25 protein-coding genes and 1 tRNA gene are annotated in these 23697 nt (G+C 51.5%); 11 read left to right on the forward strand and 15 right to left on the reverse strand.

Features of this window, described 5'->3' with window-relative positions:
• Window positions 1-24 precede the first annotated feature (24 nt).
• Window positions 25-708 (forward strand): HAD family phosphatase, encoded by a 684-nt coding sequence (locus VMW30_05480; GenBank protein ID HUW87810.1) that lies wholly within the window; start codon window positions 25-27, stop codon window positions 706-708.
• Here VMW30_05480 and VMW30_05485 read toward each other — a convergent pair.
• Window positions 683-1453, reverse strand: coding sequence for a PD-(D/E)XK nuclease family protein (locus VMW30_05485; GenBank protein HUW87811.1), 771 nt, complete (start codon window positions 1451-1453; stop codon window positions 683-685). The genes VMW30_05480 and VMW30_05485 overlap by 26 nt on opposite strands.
• Before the next feature lie 51 nt (window positions 1454-1504).
• On the opposite strand from VMW30_05485, the gene VMW30_05490 reads away from it, so the two are divergent.
• From VMW30_05490 to VMW30_05535, 10 genes are all read left to right on the forward strand, one after another.
• Window positions 1505-2359, forward strand: coding sequence for a tRNA (adenine-N1)-methyltransferase (locus VMW30_05490; GenBank protein ID HUW87812.1), 855 nt, complete (start codon window positions 1505-1507; stop codon window positions 2357-2359).
• On the forward strand, window positions 2340-3290 hold the full coding sequence (locus tag VMW30_05495; GenBank protein HUW87813.1) for a WYL domain-containing protein: 951 nt from the start codon (window positions 2340-2342) through the stop codon (window positions 3288-3290). The genes VMW30_05490 and VMW30_05495 overlap by 20 nt, the downstream gene beginning before the upstream one ends.
• Complete coding sequence (locus VMW30_05500) at window positions 3283-4251, forward strand: WYL domain-containing protein (GenBank protein HUW87814.1); 969 nt, start codon at window positions 3283-3285, stop codon at window positions 4249-4251. Before VMW30_05495 ends, VMW30_05500 begins: the two co-directional genes overlap by 8 nt.
• A gap of 71 nt (window positions 4252-4322) precedes the next feature.
• A complete protein-coding gene (gene tatA, locus VMW30_05505; protein ID HUW87815.1) occupies window positions 4323-4508 on the forward strand; it encodes a Sec-independent protein translocase subunit TatA in 186 nt (61 codons plus the stop codon).
• A gap of 2 nt (window positions 4509-4510) precedes the next feature.
• A complete protein-coding gene (tatC, locus tag VMW30_05510) occupies window positions 4511-5296 on the forward strand; it encodes a twin-arginine translocase subunit TatC (GenBank protein HUW87816.1) in 786 nt (261 codons plus the stop codon).
• Entirely contained in the window at window positions 5296-6165 is an 870-nt protein-coding gene (locus tag VMW30_05515) for a YegS/Rv2252/BmrU family lipid kinase (GenBank protein ID HUW87817.1), read from the forward strand. Before tatC ends, VMW30_05515 begins: the two co-directional genes overlap by 1 nt.
• Window positions 6162-8552: a DEAD/DEAH box helicase gene (locus tag VMW30_05520; protein ID HUW87818.1), complete on the forward strand. Its 2391-nt coding sequence runs from the start codon at window positions 6162-6164 to the stop codon at window positions 8550-8552. The genes VMW30_05515 and VMW30_05520 overlap by 4 nt, the downstream gene beginning before the upstream one ends.
• Window positions 8549-9454, forward strand: a complete 906-nt coding sequence (locus VMW30_05525) for a 5'-3' exonuclease (GenBank protein ID HUW87819.1) — start codon at window positions 8549-8551, stop codon at window positions 9452-9454. Before VMW30_05520 ends, VMW30_05525 begins: the two co-directional genes overlap by 4 nt.
• The gene (gene lnt / locus VMW30_05530; GenBank protein HUW87820.1) at window positions 9448-10878 is read left to right on the forward strand and encodes an apolipoprotein N-acyltransferase; all 1431 of its coding nucleotides are present in this window, start codon (window positions 9448-9450) and stop codon (window positions 10876-10878) included. Before VMW30_05525 ends, lnt begins: the two co-directional genes overlap by 7 nt.
• Complete coding sequence (locus VMW30_05535) at window positions 10875-11609, forward strand: polyprenol monophosphomannose synthase (protein ID HUW87821.1); 735 nt, start codon at window positions 10875-10877, stop codon at window positions 11607-11609. The genes lnt and VMW30_05535 overlap by 4 nt, the downstream gene beginning before the upstream one ends.
• 39 nt (window positions 11610-11648) lie before the next feature.
• Here the strand turns inward: VMW30_05535 and VMW30_05540 are convergent, their stop codons facing one another.
• The 14 genes from VMW30_05540 to VMW30_05605 all read right to left on the reverse strand — a co-directional run bounded on the left by VMW30_05540 (window position 11649) and on the right by VMW30_05605 (window position 23678).
• Complete coding sequence (locus tag VMW30_05540) at window positions 11649-12488, reverse strand: NAD(P)-dependent oxidoreductase (GenBank protein HUW87822.1); 840 nt, start codon at window positions 12486-12488, stop codon at window positions 11649-11651.
• Window positions 12489-12498: 10 nt separating this feature from the next.
• Window positions 12499-15363 carry an aminomethyl-transferring glycine dehydrogenase gene (gene gcvP / locus VMW30_05545; GenBank protein ID HUW87823.1) on the reverse strand — a complete coding sequence of 955 codons (2865 nt, stop codon included), beginning with the start codon at window positions 15361-15363 and terminating at the stop codon, window positions 12499-12501.
• A gap of 80 nt (window positions 15364-15443) precedes the next feature.
• Window positions 15444-15932, reverse strand: coding sequence for a MerR family transcriptional regulator (locus VMW30_05550; GenBank protein ID HUW87824.1), 489 nt, complete (start codon window positions 15930-15932; stop codon window positions 15444-15446).
• A gap of 128 nt (window positions 15933-16060) precedes the next feature.
• Window positions 16061-16453: a hypothetical protein gene (locus tag VMW30_05555; GenBank protein HUW87825.1), complete on the reverse strand. Its 393-nt coding sequence runs from the start codon at window positions 16451-16453 to the stop codon at window positions 16061-16063.
• 3 nt (window positions 16454-16456) lie between these two features.
• Entirely contained in the window at window positions 16457-16945 is a 489-nt protein-coding gene (locus VMW30_05560) for a bifunctional nuclease family protein (GenBank protein ID HUW87826.1), read from the reverse strand.
• Between the two features lie 4 nt (window positions 16946-16949).
• Window positions 16950-17663 carry a MerR family transcriptional regulator gene (locus VMW30_05565; GenBank protein HUW87827.1) on the reverse strand — a complete coding sequence of 238 codons (714 nt, stop codon included), beginning with the start codon at window positions 17661-17663 and terminating at the stop codon, window positions 16950-16952.
• The gene (locus tag VMW30_05570) at window positions 17660-18103 is read right to left on the reverse strand and encodes an FHA domain-containing protein (protein HUW87828.1); all 444 of its coding nucleotides are present in this window, start codon (window positions 18101-18103) and stop codon (window positions 17660-17662) included. Before VMW30_05570 ends, VMW30_05565 begins: the two co-directional genes overlap by 4 nt.
• Window positions 18104-18170: 67 nt before the next feature.
• Window positions 18171-18551 carry a glycine cleavage system protein GcvH gene (gcvH, locus tag VMW30_05575; protein ID HUW87829.1) on the reverse strand — a complete coding sequence of 127 codons (381 nt, stop codon included), beginning with the start codon at window positions 18549-18551 and terminating at the stop codon, window positions 18171-18173.
• 36 nt (window positions 18552-18587) lie between these two features.
• Window positions 18588-19145, reverse strand: a complete 558-nt coding sequence (locus tag VMW30_05580; protein HUW87830.1) for a CDP-alcohol phosphatidyltransferase family protein — start codon at window positions 19143-19145, stop codon at window positions 18588-18590.
• A 1-nt stretch (window position 19146) separates the two neighbouring features.
• Window positions 19147-19220, reverse strand: a tRNA-Pro gene (locus tag VMW30_05585).
• A 24-nt stretch (window positions 19221-19244) separates the two neighbouring features.
• The gene (gene der, locus VMW30_05590) at window positions 19245-21215 is read right to left on the reverse strand and encodes a ribosome biogenesis GTPase Der (protein ID HUW87831.1); all 1971 of its coding nucleotides are present in this window, start codon (window positions 21213-21215) and stop codon (window positions 19245-19247) included.
• Window positions 21216-21244: 29 nt separating this feature from the next.
• Window positions 21245-22321 (reverse strand): prephenate dehydrogenase, encoded by a 1077-nt coding sequence (locus VMW30_05595; GenBank protein ID HUW87832.1) that lies wholly within the window; start codon window positions 22319-22321, stop codon window positions 21245-21247.
• Window positions 22318-22680 carry a chorismate mutase gene (aroH, locus tag VMW30_05600; protein ID HUW87833.1) on the reverse strand — a complete coding sequence of 121 codons (363 nt, stop codon included), beginning with the start codon at window positions 22678-22680 and terminating at the stop codon, window positions 22318-22320. The genes VMW30_05595 and aroH overlap by 4 nt, the downstream gene beginning before the upstream one ends.
• Before the next feature lie 284 nt (window positions 22681-22964).
• Complete coding sequence (locus tag VMW30_05605; protein ID HUW87834.1) at window positions 22965-23678, reverse strand: pseudouridine synthase; 714 nt, start codon at window positions 23676-23678, stop codon at window positions 22965-22967.
• Between the last annotated feature and the right edge of the window lie 19 nt (window positions 23679-23697).

Consider the following 23697-nt stretch of genomic DNA (forward strand, 5'->3'; position numbering starts at 1 on the left):
TAATGGGCTTGCAAGAGAGCGAGTATGAATCCACACGACGGAACATTTTTTAGTGCAATCCTCTTCGACATGGATGGAACCCTCGTCGACACCGAGCCACTCTGGCTCGTGAGCGAAACTGAGCTTATGGATGAATATGACTATGCATGGACATCCCAAGATCAGGCGAACTGTTTAGGTGGCCCATTGGATCGCGTTGGTGAATATATGCATGACTTAGCAGGCAAAGTCGAGAGTCCCGAGTTTTTCCGAGATTCTCTCATTGCCCGTATGGCCGAGAAGTTGCATAGGGGCGCCGTATTGATGGATGGTGCTGCTGAATTACTCCAAGTATGTGCAGAATTTGAAATTCCGGTGGCGCTGGTGTCGGCAAGTCCAAGAATCCTGGTGGATGCGGTTTTGGAGAACTTACCTTCTCACCGATTTCAAGTATCGGTTTCCAGTGATGACGTAGTAAATACAAAGCCAGATCCCGAGGGGTATCTGAAATCAGTAGACATGCTAGGCGTGGATATCGCCACATGTCTCATTCTGGAAGATTCACTTACTGGGGTCGAAGCCGCTCGGGCAAGCGGTGGTTTCGTGGTTGCTATTCCACATCTCGTTCCGATAGACGAAAGTGCCCGTGTCAGAGTGGTGAGCACGGTACGGGAATTAGATCGAGAAAGATTGATCTCCTTGTTCAAAGAACTGAACGGTCACCAGTAAAAGCTGGGCAGATACTCTTAAAAGAACACCAATCACATAGTCGAGATGGCTTGGGTCGCCAGACTTCTGATTGGATCGCCGCAATAATTTCACCCGCAATTGCAAAGAGTTTCTTCTCTGTATTTTCAAGTTGTGACAGAGTGGGGGTGCTTCGAATCAATTGACCGTCCCCTAGATAGATCAACTGGAGGAGTCGGGGGAGTACGCCATGATTTCGCCAGTAGATCAAAGCGTAAATTCGGAGTTGAAATAGAACTTTCTCTTCCCAGCCGGGCTTTGGTGCCTTTCCAGTTTTGTAATCGACTATCCGCACTTCACCGGTGACAGCGATATCTAATCGGTCGATATAACCATGCAGATAAATTTCCTCAGAAAGATCCATTTCCAGATGCAACTCACGAGAGGTGGGTTCAAAAGCAGCGGGGGATTCCAACGTGAAATAGGTCGTGAGGAGCGAGGAAGCGCGATCGAACCACTCCTTTAAGTCGACAACGCTCTCTTGGAGTGCTGGTTTTGCCGCAACTTGCTCTAGCCAACTCCCCGGGAGTATCTCGAGTGCGGTTTCGAGGGTCCGCATGAGCGCGGGAGAATCAAACAACTTTTCCAAGACGGTGTGCACCAGCGTGCCACGTTCGGCATCCAGACTGATTGGCTCTGGCAATTGATCAATTGCCCGAAATTTGTACAACTGCGGGCAGTTGGAAAAATCGCTCACTCGACTGGGCGAGAGGCGGATTTTGCTCATGCAGGCGAAGATACACTCCAAAGGCAGCTCGTTCGCCCATAGGATGCTCCCGTGTCTATTCCTGGAATTTTCGGCGCTGGCGATCGCGTCCAATTAACTGACGCCAAAGGCAAGCTCTATAGCTTTACCATTACCCCTGGGAAAGAGTGGCACACGCACAAAGGTTGGATTGTCCACGATGAATTGATTGGCGTTCCCGAAGGCTCTGTCGTCGAGACTAGCGCCGGCCTTAAGTTCACTGCTTTCAAGCCACTTCTGGCTGATTACGTACTCTCTATGCCGCGTGGAGCAACAATCGTCTATCCCAAGGACGCTGCGCTCATCCTGGGATTTGCAGATATTTACCCTGGTGCCCGCGTCCTGGAAGCGGGGGTCGGAAGTGGCGCACTCACCATCTCACTCCTACGCGCTGTTGGAATCGAAGGTCACGTACATTCCGTGGAGCGAAGAGATGAATTTGCAGCAAATGCAACTTCCAATGTCACTAATTATTTTGGGCAACGTCCAAACAATTGGTCTTTGTCGATAGGCTCGCTCCAGGACCAAGAATTCAATGAGAGTTTCGATCGAGTTATTCTGGACATGCTGGCACCCTGGGAGTGCATCGCTCTTGCATCTCAAGTGCTTCGACCAGGTGGCGTTTTTCTTGCCTACGTCGCGACCACAACTCAACTCTCCGAAACCGCAGAGGCACTCAAAAATGACGGCTCTTTTACTGAACCCGAAAGTTCAGAGTCCTTGATCCGAGGATGGCATCACGAAGGATTGGCAGTGCGTCCGCAACATCGCATGATTGGTCACACCGGCTTCTTGATCCAATCACGACGAATGGCACCCGGGGTTCAGGTCCTAGCCAGGCGGCGACGTCCATCCAAGGGAAGTTACGATGGCATCGCGCAAGAGTGAGAGACTGATCAATCTCACCATCGCGCTCCTAGCCACTCGTCGTTATCTGACGAAATCTGAAATCTTCCGCAGCATAGAGGGTTACGAAGGCGACCCATCTGCAAAGGAGCGGATGTTCGAACGCGATAAGGACGACCTACGCAACCTTGGCATCGTTATAGATGTTCGAGGCGTCGATCCTGGATTTGAAGATGAACCTGGATATCGAATTCATCCAGAGAGTTATTCTCTCAATTTAGGAGAGTTAACCGGGACCGAGGTCGCCCTTCTCTCCTTGGCTGCCGAAGCGTGGCGCGGTGCAGCACTTGGTGAATCCGCACATTCTGCCCTTATCAAGTTACGTTCGCTCGGGATCGCATCCGATTTTGATGCACTTCCAAATCTCTCACCCAAGATCAAAATAAGTTCGAGAGCTTTCGTGCCACTTACTCAGGCAATTGGTGATCGCACCACAGTAACTTTCAAATACCGATCGGCCCAACTTAATGATGAAACACGTGTGTTAAACCCTTACGGATTGGGGAGTCGAAAGGGCAACTGGTATCTCGTAGGTCAGGATCATGATCGAAAAGCCCTGCGCACTTTCCGCCTAGATCGTATTGTTGGAGATGTAGAAACACTTTCGAAACCAGGTGCCTTCGAAACGGATCCCGACTTCCACGTTCTCTCATTTCTTGATTCTCATCTTTTCGAACCTCGCGACATCGCTCAACTTCGCATTCGCAGGGGGCGTGGACATGCCCTGCGCGCAGAGGCGATCACCCTCTCATCGGATGAACAGTTCGACCTATGCGAATTGCCCTATTCAGATGATGAGAGATTCGTTGATTCAATTCTCTGGCATGGCGATGACGTCATAGTTCTTAATCCACTAACCCTTCGCGAAAAGGTAATTTCTAGACTACGAAGTCTGGTGGAAACGCATGGCTGAAAAGAAGGCAAAGAGGTCGACTAGGAAGGATGCGAACCCAGCTTTGGATCGGACGGCCCGCCTACTCGATCTAGTTCCTTACCTGGCGACCCATCAAGGAATTTCGATCGAGGACTTGGCCAAGGAGTTCTCAATCACCACTGCTGAGGTGATTGATGACCTGACAACTCTGTGGATGTGCGGCCTTCCCGGCTATACGGCACTCGAGTTAATGGATCTTTCCTTCGAATCAGGTTTCGTGACAATTTCCAACGCCGAAACGTTGGCTCGTCCGCGAACCCTCGATCGAAACGAAGTCCTCACCCTCATGCTGGGGCTAGAGACGATGCTAGAAAGCGAGTCATCACAGAAGAATTCGCTTTCCGAACAGATAAGTTCGTTGATTGACAAGTTGTCGCAATTTCTGGATATTTCTCACCTGATTCAGGCAGGCACTGCGTCATCTTCTGTCATTCGCGGTGAAATAGATGCTTCCATCAACTCTCGCGTCCCAATTCAAATTGAGTATCACTCTCTTACGCGTGACGAAGTGAACACTCGAGTTATACACCCTTTGGAATTCACTTCGCTTACGGCCTCGAACCCTCACGAGTACCTATATGCATTCTGCGAACTCTCCAAGGGTTATCGCACATTCCGAGTTGATCGAATCCTAAAAACCCATAAGGCCAACAGCGTTGAGATGAATCCAAGTCGTGAGATGGACACCTCCGAACCGGAAGTTCAAAGAATGGTCGTTGCCATTGCCTCACGTGAACGCGACGTTGCCGAGCGATTTAATCTTTCCCTTCAAAATCTCAGGGAAGACTCACGGAAGGAAGTCACAGTGGAGACCTTTACGCCGGACTGGGCTATCCGGGAGATCATGAGCTTCGGGGGAGAAGTTACCCTTAAATCTCCTCAGTATCTGCGGGAATCGCTCCGCGAACGCTCTCTGCGGGCGCTGGGCGGATATATTTAAAGTTCTGAGGTAGCGTTAGCCCGTATTACCCCGTATTTATGTGCCAGCCCATGAAGTAGGAGATTATTGCGATGTTCCTGAGAGAACCTAGTCACATACTCATTCTTTTGCTTGTTCTTGTTCTCCTCTTTGGAGCCAAACGTCTGCCAGATTCTGCTCGCTCGCTCGCTCGCTCTTTGCGAATCTTTAAGAGTGAAATAAAGGAAATCAACGAGGATGAGAAGAAGAAAGATGGCGAAGGCCAAACGGAGAAGTAATCTTGGAGGCGGCCACCACCGGCGGTCGAATGCCGCTACTCGAGCACTTGCGAGAGTTCCGACGTCGTGCAGTCCGCTCTTCCATCATTATTGTCTTGGCTTCGATTGCAGGTTGGTATTTCTATAACCCGATTATCACTCGTTTGGCTCGGCCAGTCTGTGATTTGGCAAAAGCCCAAGCGGTCAATGCGACTCATTGCGGGTCCCTCTACATCAACGGTGTCCTGGGTCCGCTTAATCTTCAGATCAAAGTAGCCCTCCTCACAGGAGTGATCCTTTCTGCACCTCTCTGGCTTTATCAAGTATGGGCCTTTGTCGCACCTGGGCTCCATCGGAAAGAGAAGCGAAATTCGATCCTCTTCATACTCAGCGCCACGCCTTTCTTTGCAGCGGGAGCGACACTCGGCTACCTGATTCTTCCAGTAGCGATCCGCGTGCTTTTTGGCTTCACGCCGCAGTCACTAGCCAACTTGGTCAAGTTCGACGATTATTTGGATTTTGTTCTAAGAATAATCCTCTTGTTCGGGCTAGCCTTCGAACTCCCGATCTTTCTCGTTGCGCTCAATCTCATTGGCTTTATTTCCGGCAAGGCGATTCTTCGCCCCTGGAGGATCTGGCTTTTCGGAATCACCCTTTTCACTGCCGCCTTCACTCCAACGGGTGACCCAATGACGATGGCCCTGCTCGCTGTGCCTCTCTGCATTTTTTACTTTATGGCCGGCGGTATCGCGCTTCTGGTTGATCGACGGCGCGGGAAACGAATGCTCACTGAAGACGGTGCCGCCTGATGTGGGCAGTCGTCATCAACCCAATTTCTGGGCAGGGGAAAGGTGCCGTCTTCGGTACTCGGGTAATAACATTCTTCAATTTGAGAGGAATCGACTATCGAATAATTACCGGCGCTACTGCGAACCTCACCAGTAAGAATCTCGCAACTTTCCTCTCACGCGAACAAAATTGTGATGGAGTGGTTGCGGTTGGCGGAGACGGCCTTGTTCACTTAGTTATCCAACAAATAGCGCAGACCAATATCCCGCTTGCGGTTATTCCAGCTGGCACGGGCAATGACACATGTCGGAGCCTGGGATGGCCACTCGACAACTTGGAATTGATACTCGAGAGTGTCTTGACTCAGGAACCTGAATACATTGACCTTGGAATAGTTGATGGCGAGTGGTTTTCGGCCATTCTTTCCACCGGCTTCGATTCAGTAGTGAATGAGCGGGCCAATACTTTCAAGTGGCCAAAAGGGCCGACGAAATACAATGCTGCCATCGCCCGCGAATTGCCAGGTTTTAGACCGCGAGAGTACGAGATTGAACTCGATGGGCGTACGTACTCAACCAAAGCGATGCTCATCGCCATTGGAAATGGAATCTCATACGGGGGAGGGATGAAAGTCTGTCCGAATGCGCTGCTTCATGATGGCCTCTTCGATGTCATGATTCTTCATCCAATCTCTAAATTCGAATTTCTACGAGTCTTCCCGAAAGTTTATTCAGGAGCGCACGTCTCTCATCCAGCCGTCAAATTTTTCCGGAGCAAAAAGGTAGCGATTTTGTCCAATGCGGTTGCTTATGCCGACGGGGAGAGAGTCGGACCGTTGCCAGTTCACGCGGAATCAGTCCCCTCGGCACTCCTTACCTGGTTGCAATGACAACTCCAGCCGCACGTTATGCGGAATCGAGAAAGCTAAATACATCGGTTCTGACGCAAGAGTTTGCCAACACTTTCTCTTTTCCTTTCGACGACTTCCAATCAAAAGCCTGCCGGGCCGTTGAGTCAGGGAAGGGAGTTCTAGTTGCCGCTCCGACTGGGGCGGGCAAAACAGTGGTCGGAGAATTTGCTGCATTTCTCGCGATTCAGCACGGGAAGAAGTGCTTCTACACGACTCCAATCAAAGCGCTCTCTAATCAGAAGTATCAAGAATTTGTGGCCCGTTTCGGCACGGAAAGAGTGGGGTTGCTGACCGGAGATACCAGCATTAACGGTGAGGCAGATATCTTGGTCATGACGACCGAAGTACTGCGCAATATGTTGTACGCGGGCTCCAGCACACTCTCTTCGTTGGGTTTTGTCGTGATGGACGAAGTTCATTATCTCGCCGATAAGTTCCGTGGCGCCGTGTGGGAGGAAGTCCTCATCCACTTGATGGAGAGCGTTCAAGTGATATCACTTTCGGCAACGGTCTCAAATGCGGAAGAGTTTGGCGAATGGTTGCAAGTTATCCGCGGTGACACCGAAGTAATCGTGAGCGAGATCCGACCGGTTCCGTTGTATCAACATGTACTTATCGACAATAGTTTGGTGGATCTCTTTGTTGAGAATGGTCATGTAAATCCCGAGATTCTCAGGCGCGAACGCGAAGCCATGCGCCGAGTCCGGACGCCAAGAAGTGCAGGAAGGGGGAGTAGAGGCAAGGATTTCGCCGATGGTGGTCACAGGCTTTCACGAGCAGAAATCATTGAAAAACTCGATCGCGAAAGGATGTTGCCGGCGATCACTTTCATTTTTTCCAGGTTGGGCTGCGATTCCGCGGTGCACCAATGTCTGACATCGGGCGTGAGACTTACAACATCGGATGAGAGAAAAGAGATTCGTGAGACCGCCACGCGATATACGCAGAATATTGCGGCGGAGGATCTAGAAACTCTCGGATTCCCAGAATGGATAACGGCCCTGGAGAGGGGAATCGCGGCTCATCATGCTGGTTTGCTTCCCAGCTTTAAGAGTGCGGTCGAAGATCTTTTCCAACGCGGTCTGATCAAAGCGGTCTTTGCCACTGAGACCTTAGCTCTGGGCATCAATATGCCGGCTCGCACCGTGGTGCTGGAGAAATTGGTGAAGTGGAACGGCGAGGCTCATGTGCCCGTGACGCCAGGGGAGTACACCCAATTGACCGGACGCGCCGGGCGACGCGGAATTGATATTGAAGGTAACGCAGTTGTTCAGTGGTCGCCTACCGTCGACTCCGCAATGGCGGCTAGTTTGGCATCGACTCGTACTTACCCGTTACGTTCCTCTTTTACCCCTACGTACAACATGGCGATAAATCTCATCTCTCGATTCGGGCGTGAACGAGCACGAGGTTCGCTGGAGTCATCCTTTGCCCAATTTCAAGCCGATCGTGCAGTAGTAGGACTCACCCGCCAAGTGCATAAGAATGAAGTAGCCATTGCCGAGTTTGATGAAGTTTCCGGGTGTCACCTGGGCGACTTTAGAAGGTATGCAGAACTTCGGCGGGAGATTAAGGAAACAGAGACGTTACTTTCTCATAGGCAAGCAAAGCGCGGCTTTGATCCACGTCAGAGAGCGCATCTGGAATCCGAACTTGTGGATTTGAAGAAGGCGATGCGCAATCACCCTTCTCATTCATGCAACGATCGTGAGGCGCACGCCCGGATTGCCGAACGCGCATCCCGCCTTCGCAAGGAGAATATTGGACTTCTCTCACGTGTCGAGAATCGAACCCACGTTATCGCACGTACATTCGACCATGTTTGTGACGTGTTGACCGAACTGGGATATATCCAGGCAGAGAAGACCCTTCCGCAGGGTCAAATTCTCGCCAAGATATACACGGAATCCGATCTTCTCTTATCGGAGGCAATTCGTGAAGATCTTTTCGATCATCTTTCGGCGCCGGAATTGCTCAGCGTTCTTTCCAGCATGATTTTCCAAGGTAGGACATCACAGGCACAAGCACCTCGAATTCCTACCGGAAGCGTCCAAACCGCCTTGGCAGAAGTCACTCGTTTGTGGGCGAAACTAGAAGTAATTGAAAATGCACATCAAGTCAGGACGCAGCGCGAACCTGACTTTGGCTTCTGTTGGATTTCTTTTCGATGGGCTAACGGACATTCTCTGCAAAGTGTCCTTAAAGATTCAGATCTTTCAGTTGGTGACTTTGTCAGATCTGCCAAACAACTCATTGATCTGCTCCAACAAGTATCGGTAGCGAGTGAGAAATTACGTCCGAAATGCTTGGAAGCCATGAAGAAGTTGGATCGAGGGGTAGTGGCGTATATGGTGAATGAATCATGACCTTGATGCTTATAGATAGCGCCTCACTCTGGTACCGCGCCTACTACGGAATGCCAGATACCTTGGTCGCACCTGATGGAACTCCAGTTAATGCGATTCGCGGATATTTGGATATGACTGCACGCTTGATTGGTATGTACAGACCCGAACGACTTGTAGCGTGCATCGAAGGAGATTGGCGTCCAAGCTGGCGCGTTTCGCTCTTTCCTGATTACAAAGCCAATCGAGTCGATGCGACTAGTGGGGCCGAAGAAGAGGAGCCAGAGACGCTCACGCCGCAAATTCCCATCCTGCTCGATATTCTGGACGCCATAGGATTTCCCGTCATCGGTATCGATGATTTCGAAGCCGACGATGTCATGGCATCTTTCGCCGTGCAGCATGCAGGTCCAACGAGGATTGTTACGGGGGATCGAGATCTTTTCCAAATGGTGGATGATGCGCGCGACGTCGCCGTTGTATATCTTGCTAAAGGACTTTCAGCCCATGAATTTGTAAATCACAAATGGGTGCAAGAGAAGTATGAAATCCCCGGAGATCGATATGGACTTTTTGCGATGTTTCGTGGAGATCCTTCCGACGGATTGCCTGGAGTAAAAGGAATCGGACAAAAGGGCGCGGCGCTTATTGCAAATCACTTTGCAGATGTACACGAGGTAATTGCGGGAGCCGAGGAAGAGCATCCGGCGCTGTCACCGGCGCTGGTCAAGAAAATTCTTGCCGGACGCGACTACTTGGCGATCGCGCCAACCTTGGTCCAATGCGCCACGGATATTTCGCTTCCACAGGTCCCGCTCGAACTTCCCAAGCGACCCAAGGACTTGAAGGCGCTCAAGAAACTGCAAGAACAGTACGGACTTAGCACCAGCATTGAGAGAATGATCTCGGCTTTGCAGTGGTGATTCTCCAAGCGCTGATCGCGGGCTTACTCATGTACGCCGCCTTCGCACCCATTGCTCTCTGGTGGTGCGCTCCGATTGCTTTAGCACTGCTCATTCATCTTCTGTACCAACCAGCATTGAAGCGTCGCCTCATTGCCGTTGCGTCCTTTGCAACTGCATTCTTTGCCCCTCTTCTATCGTGGACGAATACATATGTCGGAAATGTTCCTTGGATTATTCTCACGCTTCTCCAAATCGCGTTGCTGACACCGCTTGGTTTTCTCCCTCTTCAAAAGTCGAAACCGTGGCTACTTCTTCTCTTTCCATCCTTCTGGATTCTCATTGAACTTGTTCGAACCCGATTTCCATTCGGTGGATTTGGGTGGGGGAGGGCGGCATTTAGCCAACCAGATGCCCCTTACGCGCTTATCGCACAATTGGGGGGTGTCCCACTACTGAGCTTTGTCGTCGCCCTCATTGGCGTCGCACTTTATCTGTTGGTGGTTGATCGAAAACTGAAGGCGCTCTGGTTGGTAATTCTCATCGCGCTTCCGACCTTCCTCTTAGGATCTGCTAAAGGCGATGAAAGACGCGATTTCAACTTTGTTGCAGTTCAAGGGGGAGTGCCTCAGCTTGGACTTGAGTTCAACGCGCGCGCCACAGCTGTCTTTGAAAATCATCTAAGGGTGACCCGCGCATATTTGACCCAACGAAATGGCACTCCGGATGTGGTTTTGTGGCCGGAAAATTCGGTGGATGTGGACCCTTTTCAAACCTCTTTCGTAAGGGAGAAAATTCAAACTTTAGTCGACGAGTATTCAACTCCATTGGTCCTTGGGGCTGTCTTGGAAGCTGGAGAAAAATTCCACAACGCTTCCATGCTCTGGCTACCCAGAACAGGTCCTAGTTCGATATATATCAAAGCGCATTTGACGCCCTTTGGGGAATATATTCCCCTGCGCACCATTGCAGAATTCATTTCCCCTTATGCAAAAAGTGTCGCGGGATTTCTGCCGGGAAATGAAATCGTTTTACATCACGTAGGAAGGGCTCTCTTTGCACCAATAATTTGTTTCGAACTTCTCGACGATCAAGTCGGGCGCGAAATGGGCAAACGTTCAAATGCTTTAGTAATTCAGACAAATAGTGCAACTTTTGGGAGATCTCCTGAAAGTGAGCAGCAACTTCAGATTTCGCGAATACGTGCGATTGAACATCAAAGGTACGCAGTAAGTATTTCCACATCCGGCGTGAGTGCCCTCATCGATCCACTTGGGAGGGTGTCTCAACGTAGTGGAATTGATCAATCTGCAATTATCGACTCTTCCATTGCACTCATAAGTACGATTACGCCATCGGACAAATATGGTCAGCAAGTCGAACTTGTCTTAATCTTCATACCTGGAGTATTTGTATTCGCATTTTCACGTCGGAGGGTGAGATGAAGATCCTTGTCATAATTCCGACCTATAACGAAGTCCAGAGCATCAGTTCTGTCATTAATGGGGTACTTTCGCTGCCCTTTGATCTGCACATTTTGGTCGTTGACGATAACTCTCCAGATGGGACCTCCAAGGTCGTCAAGGAGTTGAACTCCGATCGGGTCCATGTCCTGGATCGAACCCAGAAATCTGGACTTGGCGCTGCTTACCGAACCGGCTTCCAGTGGGGTCTGAATGACTCCACCTTCACTCACTTCGTGACCATGGATGGCGATGGTTCTCACCGCTGGCAGGACCTGCGTCGGCTCATCGAACGCGCCAAAAACGCCGATGTTGTGATGGGAACACGGTGGATGCCAGGTGGCGCCATCGAGAACTGGCCCAAATATCGACAATTTATCTCCCGAGTTGGCACCTCATACGCTCGGTGGGCGCTAAGAATGCCGTTGGATGACCTCACCGGTGGCTTTAGGGTTTATGCCGTACACCTACTGAGACGAATCAAGATAGAGACTATTACCTCAGATGGTTACTGTTTTCAAATAGAAATGGTGCGAGCGGCTCACGCTGGCGACGGAACTTTCGCCCAAGAACCAATCACCTTTGTGGAAAGAGAGCTTGGAAAATCCAAGATGAGCAGACGTATAGTGATAGAAGCGCTAACCAAAGTAACCGGTTGGGCGTTCGAATCCCGGGTACGAAATAACGCCGATAAGTTACATTATGTTAAGTAGATCATCGGTCGACGCTTACTTAGATCCCCTGCCTATGCCTTAATCGCGCCAACTATGCTCTGGTGCGTAACCGAGCATTCCCCTGGCTTTATCGATAGAGAGCAAGGTCTCCCTCCCACTGATCTCCCTGGTCAATGCAACGCCTGGAAAAACTTCGGCGACTAGTTCAGCACTAGGTCTACTCATCACCGTGTCAGATGCCGCAATGATAAAACTCTCAAAACCCGGCTTGGCATTTTCCAACGCCCGCGACACAGCCTGGGCTCCATCGCGACCATCAATGTAACCCCAGAGATTCCATTTACGTAATCTGGCATCGGATTGAAATTGGGTAAAGGCAGCATAATCTTCCGGATCCATCACATTGGAAAAACGCAGAGCAGTAATGCTTAACTGGCTATCCCAGCGGGTTAATTGGATGGACATTTGCTCTTCCAGATGTTTGACCAACGAGTAGGTGCTCTCTGGCCGGGCAGGGTACTCCTCATCCACCGGAATATAGGGAGGGTCGATATCAAAAGGCAGGCCTAAAACGGTTTCACTGGAGGCATAGACCACGTTCTTGATACCGGCACGTCTGGCGGCCTGGAATACGTTGTAGGTGGAGAGCAGGTTGTTATGGAATGTTGCGACATCCGAAAATAACCCGGGGGCTGGAATTGCTCCGAGATGAACGATGGCGTCAAAGCCAGCATGTCGGTCATCCACACCGAGGATTGCGTCAATAACCGCGCCGTAATCCCGCAGATCCACTACAACTAGATCTTCGCTCCTCTCCCCCTCTCGGTCGAGAATAATTACCTCATGACTTTCAGCTTTGAGGCGTCGCACCACACTTCTACCGAGTTTTCCGTTTCCACCCGTGACCGCAATTTTCATAGGGAACTTCTCATGCGAAATCAGAGATCGGTGGGCAGGCGCAGATGAGATTGCGATCTCCATAGGCTCCATCAATACGCCCGACTGTTGGCCAGTATTTGCCTCGCCGGCCGATGATCTCACCGAGGGCCAACCCTTGCGGGAATGCCGCCAATTCACGCGTATACGGGTGGTTCCAGTCCGTGGAAGTCATCTTCTCGGCCGTGTGTGGAGCACTTCGAAGAGGTGAATTCTCACTGGTGTAGGTGCCATCACCGACGGCTTGGATCTCTCTGTAAATCGAGATCATCGCTTCGATAAAGCGGTCCAATTCGACAATATCTTCACTCTCGGTCGGCTCGACCATCAATGTTCCCGAAACCGGGAAGCTCATGGTGGGCGCATGAAAACCGTAATCCATAAGTCGCTTGGCCACATCATCGACGCTCACGCCGGTTTCTTTGGTGATTTCGCGCAGATCTAGGATGCATTCATGGGCGACCAATCCCGCCTCCCCACTGTACAGAACGGGGTAGTACTCCCCTAGTTTGCGGGCAATGTAATTGGCAGAGAGAATCGCAACTTGAGTGGCATGCGTAAGACCTGATCCACCCATCAAGCGGATGTATGCCCACGAGATAGGAAGAATGCTGGCCGAGCCAAATGGCGCCGCACTGACCGGACCCGGACCCGTTGCGGGGCCGGCTTGTGGATCCAACGGGTGGTTGGGCAAAAAAGGTGCCAAGTGCGCGCGGCAGATAACTGGGCCTACACCAGGTCCCCCGCCACCGTGGGGAATACAGAAAGTCTTATGGAGATTGAGGTGTGAGACATCGGCCCCGAATTTTCCTGGTTGGGCAAGACCGACAAGTGCGTTGAGGTTTGCACCATCGACGTAGACCTGTCCCCCCGCATCGTGCACGAGCGAACATATTTCGCCAATTGCAGTTTCGAAAACACCATGCGTTGAAGGATAGGTAATCATCAATGCAGCCAGAACTGAGGAGTGCTCTTTGATCTTTGCACGCAAATCATCAAGGCTCACATTGCCGTGTTCGTCACACGCGACTACAACTACTTTCATTCCAGCCATGACGGCGCTGGCCGCATTGGTGCCGTGTGCGCTCGAAGGAATAAGGCAGATGCGACGATGATTCTCGTTCTTTGAATCGTGGTAATTACGAATTGCCAACAAACCGGAGAATTCGCCTTGGCTGCCAGCGTTTGGCTGGAGTGAGACAGCATCATAACCCGTGATCGAAATCAACCACTGGGAAAGTTGGTCAATGAGCTTTCGCGAACCAACACTCTGATTCGCCGGGGCGAAAGGGTGCAAGGAGGAAAACTCCGGCCAGGTGATTGATTCCATCTCTGTGACCGCGTTGAGTTTCATTGTGCAAGACCCAAGTGGAATCATTGTTCGATCAAGTGCCAGGTCACGGTCCGCCAGCGTCCGCAGATATCGCATCATCGCAGTCTCAGAATGATTGGCGTGAAAGATTGGATGGGTCAAAAATGCAGAGGTGCGGATCAAGTTCGCAGGAATTGAGCCTTGGGAAGCGCTCTGCCCTGCCGGGATAGTCACCCCAAAAACTTCCGCGAGATCCCGCAGAGTATTCTCTGACGTTGCCTCATCGAGTGAAATTCCGATGGTTTCTTCGTCTATTTCACGCAGGTTGATCGAAAAATCTCGCGCCCGATTATGAATGACTTGCGCATCTGGAACCGTAATGGTGAGGGTGTCGAAGTAACTACCTTCGGCAACTTTGAACCCACCATCCGCAATTCCTTTTGCTAGACGTCGGGTCTGGCTGTTTATCTTGGATGCAATCATCTTCAACCCATCTGGGCCGTGCCACATGGAGTAGAAGGCGCTCATTACTGCGAGCAGAACTTGTGCGGTGCAAATATTGCTGGTTGCCTTGTCACGACGGATGTGTTGTTCGCGGGTTTGCAACGCGAGTCTGAAAGCAGGATTACCGTCAGTATCTATGCTCTGTCCGACAAGTCGTCCTGGCATGGTTCGTTCGAGTCCGGTGCGTACCGACATGAAGCCTGCATGTGGCCCGCCAAATCCCATGGGTACTCCGAAGCGTTGCGCCGAACCAACACAAACATCAGCGCCCCACTCCCCCGGAGGGGTAAGCAAAGTCAGCGCAAGCGGATCAGCTGCGGCAATGAGGAGCGCGCCACGTTCATGAACTTGCGTGGCTAATGTCGCGAAGTCGTGAATGACACCAAAAGTATTTGGATATTGAACGAGTAACCCAAAGAAATCACCTTTCGTCAAAGGGGCAAGCGGATCAATCAATTCCACTTTGATACCCAATGGTTTGGCACGCGTGTGGATGACGGCAAGAGTTTGGGGGTGGGCATTCTTATCTACTAGGAAAACGGCGTCATCGTTGCCCTTGAAGGCGCGATGGGCGAGAGTCATTGCCTCCGCTGCGGCAGTTGCTTCATCCAACATGGATGCGTTGGCAACTTGGAGAGCAGTCAGGTCGCAGATCATAGTTTGGAACGCGAAGAGCGCTTCCAGACGTCCTTGCGAAATTTCTGGCTGATATGGCGTGTATGCGGTGTACCACGCCGGATTCTCGAGAACATTTCTAAGAATTACGGCGGGCATGATGGTTCCGTAATATCCCGTGCCGATCAAAGACGTAAAAACTTTGTTCTCGGCTGCCAGAGAGCGCAGCTCTTCAATCACTTCAGTTTCCGTTGCTGGTGGCGGGAGGATCTCTTCTAGCCTCTGACCCATCGCAATACTCGAAGGCAAGACCTGGGCGATGAACTTCTCCATCGTCGCGAATCCGAGTTCGGCGAGCATTAACTTCTCTTGCTCCGAAGATGGGCCTATATGTCTTCTTTCAAATGCTTCATATGACACAGTCATATCTTTCATCTCTTCTTATCCCCTTACGCCCCTAGTTGACTCCATATGAGTGTGATTCTAGATGAGCAGGATAAGCCGATTTACGCACCCTTGAGTTTGCGACGTTGCGACAATTCGTCGTTACTTACGCCACTAATCACATGGCCATCAATTTCACCCTGCAGGGTTGCCAAGGATCCTTCAACTTCACTCCATACTTTTCCGACAGCAATCCCGAAGACTCCTTGGCCACCTTGCAGGAGGTCGATAATTTCGTCGGGACTTGAGCATTCATAGATCGATGCCCCGTCACTCATCAATGTAATCCGCTCCAGTTCGGTGACGCCACGATTGCGGAGGTACTCCACCGCAGTGCGGATGTTCTGAAGTGAAACTCCGGCGTCTAATAACCGCTTGACGATCTTAAGAACGAGGATGTCTCGAAATCCGTAGAGTCTCTGGGTTCCTGATCCACTTGCCATGCGCACACTAGGTGTGACCAAACCAGTCCGCGCCCAGTAATCCAACTGCCGATATGAAATTCCCGCGGCAGCGCAGGCAGTGGCCCCGCGATATCCGATATCAGGCATTTCTTGCTCCGTCACGGTCATACTCGATTCTCATACTGCTAGAAAGGGAACTTTCTTGACTGCTCACAAGCCTATGAGTGCGCAGAAGTAGAAGCAATGATCGACACGATCAAAACCTCAAGTAGAGGTTAACGGTTTCTCCCGCGTCCCCGGAGAGCATAAAAGTAAAACAGCGCAAAAAGATAACTCAGAGCGATGCAGGTGAGTCTTCCCCACGACCAACGACCAGGGGTAAAGAGGATGAGTGAACCCAACCCGATCGAAATAAAGGCCATTCCCGCCGCGGCCTGCCGCAGTCCCCTTTCTCCCGCAAATGCGGCTACGAGGGGAGCCAAAAGTGCCGGGATAAGAAAGGTCGCACCCATCAGCCGGAGCGTCCAGGTGAATTCGTTTGTCAGGACAGCCGGCGCGTATCCGAAAAGCTCGGCCACTGCGGCGGGACGGATGATGAGGGCAGTGGCTGCAAAGAAGAAAAAGGTCGCGGCGAGGCGCAAAGTGAGGGCGGCTCGGCGGACTAACACGGACTAGCCTGCGAAATCTTCTGGGTTAATCTGGTCCAAAAACTCCCGAAAGCGCTCGACCTCTTCGTTGGCTTGGGAGACATCTTCGACCGGCATCTCAATTCCGGCGTCGGCCAACAACTCCTCACTGGCCCAGATACTGCTCGCCGTCCGCAGCGCTAAAGCAATTGCATCTGAGGGGCGCGCAGATAGAACGAGTTCTTGGTTGGCGGCATTTCGCAGCAGGAGGTTGGCGTAGAAAACGCCGTCTCGAAGTTCTGTCAGATGAACCGCGGTAAGTGTTCCATGCAAGGTTTCGAGAAGTTCTTTCATAAGATCGTGCGTCAGCGGTCGCGGAGGTATGACTCCTTGTTGGGCGAAAGCAATTGCAGTTGCCTCGACCGCCCCCACCCAGATCGGTAGAAATCGCGTTCCTTCCATCTCTTTGAGCAAGATGATGGGTTGGTTGGATGGCATCTCGACTCGCACACCAACGACTTCTACCAGAATCATGTCGCTACCGGAGGCGATGCAGTCCACCGCGCACCAACGCGGCATGAAGTCGGACGGAAAGTGCGGCGATTTCCCGCTGAACTTCCTCGGCGCGAGCTTTCGCTTCGGCGCTTTTCTGTCGAGTCAATGGAGTGATGACTTGTTCGATCAATCCGATCTCGCGGTCTGCGGCGGACTTAAAGGAGCGCAGATGGCGCGGCTCAATTCCAAAACCGGCCAGTTCAGTTACGGCTCGGGCAATAGCAAGTGCGTCCCCGTCATAGTGGCGACCGCGAGCCGAAATCAGTCCGTATGACTCGAGTTCGACAAGTTGCTCTTCCACTACTCCACTTGCTTTAAGAAGTTCTTCGCGCGAAAGACGCAGATCACTACTCTCCGCAAAACTCGCTGGTGCAAGTTCTCCATCAATCGTGGCAAGGTGAGGAACTGGCGAGCCCCCGGATATTTGCGCAGGTTGCAATCCACGATCAAGCGCGTCCAGATTCTCCTTGATCACGCGCAGAGGCAAGTATTGATCTCTCTGGGCGAGAAGGACATAACGCAATCGCTCCAAATCGGAATTTGTAAACTTGCGATAACCAGATGGGGTTCGTTGAGGCTCGATCAACCCTTCGGACTCGAGAAAGCGAATCTTAGAAATCGTGATGTCAGGAAAATCCCCGCGGAGCTTTCCCAGAACTTCGCCAATACTCAAATACGCCCGAGCCGGTACGCTCATTTGTTTCCTCCAAAGAAGAGCATGTGAAATTTACCAATCTGTATTTCATCGCCGGGTGAAAGTCGAACTTCGATAGTCGAGTGTCCATTTACATATGTGCCATTGAGACTTCCGAGGTCCTTGAGATGGAAAGCCTTGTCTTGCATGCGCGAAACGATGGCGTGTTTACGCGAGACGGTCACATCGTCGAGAAAGACTTCGCTCTCTGGAGATCGGCCAATCGTTGCAATATCTGTGAGCAAGAAACGTGCTCCTTTGATTGGACCACGATGGACAATGAGCATTCCATCATGTGCTGAGAGCTTTGCAACAATCTCGCGCTCCTCATCATTGAGTTGCGTAAGATTTTCTTGGAGTCGATCGACTGGACTCTTCCCGATCGCTTCGCGCGAGCCGAGATGAATAGTTGTTGTGAGTTCGTGCTCGGGAACCTTCTCCATACCCGTGGCACCCCTTTCTAACTCACCATCAACTTGAGGATGACATTAGAGATGCAAGGTCTCAAGGTCAAGCCGTAAGTTGCACGTACTCCTGTGCTGAAAGAAGATCTTCTTCTCCGCCAGTTACTTCCACCTCGATGATCCAGCCTTGACCGTATGGATCGGTGTTGAGAATTTCAGGATTTGCTGAGAGTGCGGCATTAATGCTCGTCACTTTGCCTGTGAGCGGGGCATACAATTCGGAAACGCTCTTGGTGGATTCAACTTCCCCAAAGACTTTTCCTGCGCTCACTTCGTCACCTACGGCAGGCAACTGGACATAAACAATGTCTCCAAGGGCACTCTGCGCAAAATCAGTGATTCCAACTCGCACGAGTGATGGATTGTCAGTCTTTCCCACCCATTCATGCTCTTTGGTGTAACGCAACGCTAGTGGTGCTTCAGACACGTTCATCTCCTATCACGGTTGTTTTATGTGGATACCTTACTTTGCATGAGCGATGCAGCGCCATCCCGTCCGAAAATAATCTAAACCTGTCACCAGGTACAAGCCGATGCCCCACACCGCAAAACTCCACCCTGCGACAAAGGCCACATCTCCCCAGTCAGTGGATGACTTGGCGAGCAGTAAGAGTGGGAAGGAGTACATCAAATTGAAGGTAGCAGCCTTTCCCAGAAAGGTGACTTTGAAAGGTGGGATATTAAGACGGTTCATCATCAAAGACATGATTGCCAAAATAAGATCTCGACCGACAAGAAGTCCAATTATCCAGAGCGGAATGGCATCTCGTATAAAGAGGACTATCAAAGTTGCACCGATATAGAGTCGATCGATAGCCGGGTCCATGAGCTCGCCGAAGCGCGACTCCTGATTCCAAGCGCGTGCCAACTTCCCGTCAAAATAATCAGTGGCCCCACCGATGATCAGGACGATAATGGCGGCGCCATCGGCGTGCAGGGACAAGGCCAGGTAGATAAAGAGTGGAATACCTAGTCCACGTAGAAGCGTCAGGGCGTTAGGAACCGTCAACAGTGTGGACACGTCGGGGCGACAGGATTTGAACCTGCGACAACCAGACCCCCAGCCTGGTGCGCTACCAAGCTGCGCTACGCCCCGGTGCGATTTCTCGCCAGTGGAATATTAGTCGCGTTCGCGCACTCGTACAGATACCTGAAGTGGGGTGCCCGGGAAGCCGAACTCTTCGCGAAGTCTACGTTCGATAAACCGGCGGTAAGAGCTCTCTAGAAAGCCGGTGGTAAAGATGACAAACCGCGGTGGAGCGATGCCCGCTTGAGTGGCGTACAGAATCTTCGGTTGCTTTCCTCCGCGCACCGGTGGGGGGGTTGCCGCAACCAGGGTTCCTAGGAAGGAATTGAGCCTGCTGGTTGGAATGCGTTTCTCCCAACTGCTCAGGGCTGTGCGAAGCGCAGGAGCCAGGCGGTCACGATGCCAGCCAGTCTTGGCAGCAAGATTCACACGCTGTGCCCACTCAACTTGATCCAGGTGTCGGTCAATTTCGCGATCCAAGGTTATTTGCCGATCTTCATCGACGAGGTCCCACTTGTTCATCACAATGACGAGTGCTTTGCCCGCTTCCTCGACCATTGTGATGATTCGCAAATCCTGTTCAGAAATTGGAACAGACCCATCCAGAACGACGACCGCAACTTCAGCTCGTTCAAGTGCAATTTGCGTACGCAGTGTCGCGTAGTAGTCAGTACCACTTTGCTGATTGGCACGTTTGCGGATACCTGCGGTGTCGATAAAACGCCAAATCGATCCACCTAACTCAATTAATTCATCAACGGGATCTCGTGTTGTGCCTGCCACGTCATCTACCAGCGCACGGGTATTTCCCGCCAGAATGTTGAGCAAACTTGATTTTCCAACGTTAGGTCGTCCGATGAGTGCCACACGGCGATAGCCATCCTGGCTCTGCGCTCCCCCAACTTCGGGCATCACGGAAACTAGCCGATCAAGGAGATCTCCGCTGTTTCGCCCATGCAGCGCTGAGACGAATTGCGGTTCGCCCAATCCTAAATTCCAGAGGGAGTGAGCCAATGTCTCTTCACGCGGTCCGTCTACTTTGTTGGCGACGAGAATGATTGGCTTTTTCATTTTCCGCAATTCTCGGACAAGGATGTCATCTTCATCGAGTGCACCAACTTGTGCGTCAATGACAAGTACCAGCACATCGGCCTCTTCCATTGCCAATTCTGCGATCGCGCTCACACCAACGGAGATGCCGTCAGGTTTTGCTTCCCAACCCCCGGTGTCCATCACCATGAATTCACGGCCGTTCCACTCGCACTCATACGTCACTCGATCACGTGTGACGCCGGGCGTATCTTCGACAATCGCTTCACGACGACCGATAAACCTATTAATAAGGGTGGATTTGCCAACATTGGGACGCCCAAGCAGAGCGACAATGGGAAGGCCAAGCAGACGACGCTCTTTCAATAATTCCCAAATGCGCTGGGCAGTCTCCTCCAACGAAAGCTCGGTTGAGTCAATCTCCATCGCATCGGCAGCTTTGCTCAACGGCGAAGCTTTGCGAGTTGAGTCTAAATGATCCCGCTGCGCGAGGGAGTCGCTGACATCGCCCACTTGCGCACCTTGTGAACTCTGATCCATTTCAAGGTCCCGGCGTTGCGCCCTGGCAGTTAGATCGGCAGTCAGATAGATCTTTAGGGCAGCATCTGGAGCCACAATCGTTCCGATATCGCGACCCTCTACAACTATTCCCCGGTTTGCATGGGCGATGAGTTTATGTTGCAGATCTAGTAGGAATGCCCGCACTTCTGGATAGGCACTTACTTGGCTCACATGATCGGTTACCGCTTGGGAACGAATCTGAGAGGTGATGTCGACATCGCCGGCTAGCAACTTAGGATCAGAGGGGTCGGTGCGAAATTTCAATGGTGAACGCTTGAGGGCGCCTACGATCTGCGAGGGTTCTGTCAGCTTTCCTTCCAGGGCGAGCCAGGTTGCTCCGCGGTAGAGGGCGCCAGTATCCAGATATTCCCACCTGGCACGCCGAGCAATCGCGCGCGCAGTACTCGATTTGCCCGCCCCGCTTGGGCCATCTATAGCCAGAACAATGCCCATGGGGCGAGTCTAGTCGTCCCCCGCTTAGTTCAATTTCGCGCAAGATGCACATTCCATCCGCGCAGCTCTAAGTGCGCAGCTAACCGTTCGGCATCGTCTTTCGACAGGGCCAATGTAATCAAACCTGTGAACTGACCAGGTGAATGTTCAATCGATAGGTCTTCAATGTTGACGTTGGCGTCTTCGCACTCGTGAAAGAGCCGACTTAATTGACCGGGTTTATCCTCAATCACAATCGGAAGGTACGAGTAAGCGCGGGCAGTGCCGCCATGTTTACCTGGAATCCGGGCTCGCCCAGCTTGTCCCGCCGAGATAAAGGCTGCGACCGCTTCATCATCGCCAATCTGGTTAATGAGCGTCCCCAAATCCATTTTCAATCGCATGAGCAACGGCCGGATCTGGGTCCGATTAATGCCGATGATCTCTCTCCACAAGTGGGGGTCAGAGGCGGCTATCCGAGTCGAATCCCGCAGCCCCTGTCCGGCCAGGGCGAGCCAATTCTCCGGTGCATCCTTCAACTGCTTTGCCAGAAGGGATGCCGATATTTGAGGAAGGTGAGATACCAGAGCCACGGCGCTGTCATGTTCTTGCGCCGACATCTTGATTGCACTTGCCCCCAAGAGATCGATAAGCGCCAGAACCGTTTCGATGACATCCGGTTTCGTCGCTTCCGTCGGTGTGTAAATCCAGGGGCGCCCAGCGAAGAGATCTGCCCGCGCAGCCTCAGGTCCTCCGATTTCCCGTCCCGCCATGGGGTGGGTGCCACAGAATCGCTCTGACATCCCAGATATTTTCTCAATTTCAGCCAGAGGTTTAGCCTTTGTACTGCCAATATCTATAAACGTTGCCCTGGGGTTCAATTTAAATTCATCAGATATGACCCCTGCGAGGCGAGAGGTTGGCAGAGCGAAGATAACCAGTTCTGCATCATTTCCAATATCTCCGTTGGTGACCCCGACTAAATCTTGCGCCAGAGAAGCTCTGCGCTGGTCGGAATCAATCATCTTCACTCGAACCCCAGCCGCTGAAAGAGCCAACGCGATCGAGGTTCCGATCAGACCAGAGCCCAGGATTCGAACCTTCTGATGAGAAACAACCTTGCTCATTGCGCCAAATCTCGACGTAAAGCCACTGCCCCTTTGAGGTAAATATGGACTACTTGCTCCCTTGTACGCTCAGTTTCGCAGTGAAGCATCACTCGAATAACCCTGGAAAGCGCCCCCGGAACAGCGATTTCCGAAGCACAGAGAAGTGGAACGGCACCGAACCCAACTTCACGAGCTGCGGCGGCTGGAAAGTCCGCGGTCAGATCCGGAGTCGAAGTCAATATGACTGAAATGACTTCGTTCGGCGTGAGGCCATTGGCCACCATCACCGCTTCCAGAAGTTCTTTAACTCCACCATGAATTGCGCTCGTAGTATTTGAATCGACCTGAATAGCACCTCGGATGGCTCGCACGCTCATGCGCACAGGGTACCTCCTCCGTGGTGCGAAGCGCGTTTCAATTAGGCGTTTCTCTTTAAACATTCATATTTGCTTAATACTTTGTCGATTTAAATATTAACCGTTTAACCTACTACCTGCCAGAAATCCATGGTTGGTATGAATAGTCGATAAATAGTTATTCATCCCAAACTCTGAGCGTAATTGCCCTATTCAAATATCGATAAATTGATTTTGGAAAGGAAGAGTAATATCAATTTATCGATTAATAACTATTAAGGTGCTAAGAAAAAGACGACAAATTGTTAAAGATCTAAAGCCTTACGTAGATTTACCAACTCAGCCTTATTGAGATCCCGCCATCGTCCTTCCAGCACATCCCCCAGGAGAATGGGGCCGAAACGGGTGCGGATCAGCCGCAGCACGTCCACCCCCACAGCTTCCATCAAACGACGAATGATGTGATAGCGCCCCTCATGGATGGTGACCTCGATCCAGGTAGGGGAAAGTGTTTTGAACTCCAGAACTCGTCCCAGTCCGTCCTCGAGTTCAATTCCTTTAAGTAAGGAAGCTTGCGCATCTTTGGGCAATCTGCCGGCATATTCGATCAAATACGTCTTCTCTAATCCGTAGGAAGGGTGGGTCGCGCGAAAGGTCATTTCTCCGTCATTGGTCAAAAGAATGAGTCCTTCGCTCTCCTTATCCAGACGACCTACGTGAAAGAGACGCTCAGTGCGCAGAGAAATAAAATCTGAAAGTGATGGGCGTCCCTCGGGGTCGTACATGGTAGACACAACTCCCCTTGGCTTATGCAGTGCAAGGTAAGTCTTAGTCAAACTTTGTGTAATTGTCTCACCATCAACCATTACTACAGAGTTATCAGGGTCAACTTTCACTCCGAGTTCGCGAACAATTTCTCCATCCACGCTTACCCGACCATCATGAATGAGTTCGTCGGCACCACGACGACTAGTGATGCCGGCGTCGGCGATCACTTTATTGAGGCGAGTTAGTGACATGGGATCCAATCTAAAAAAG

The organism is Candidatus Paceibacterota bacterium, from assembly GCA_035530615.1.
Classification (GTDB): domain Bacteria; phylum Actinomycetota; class Actinomycetes; order Nanopelagicales; family Nanopelagicaceae; genus QYPT01.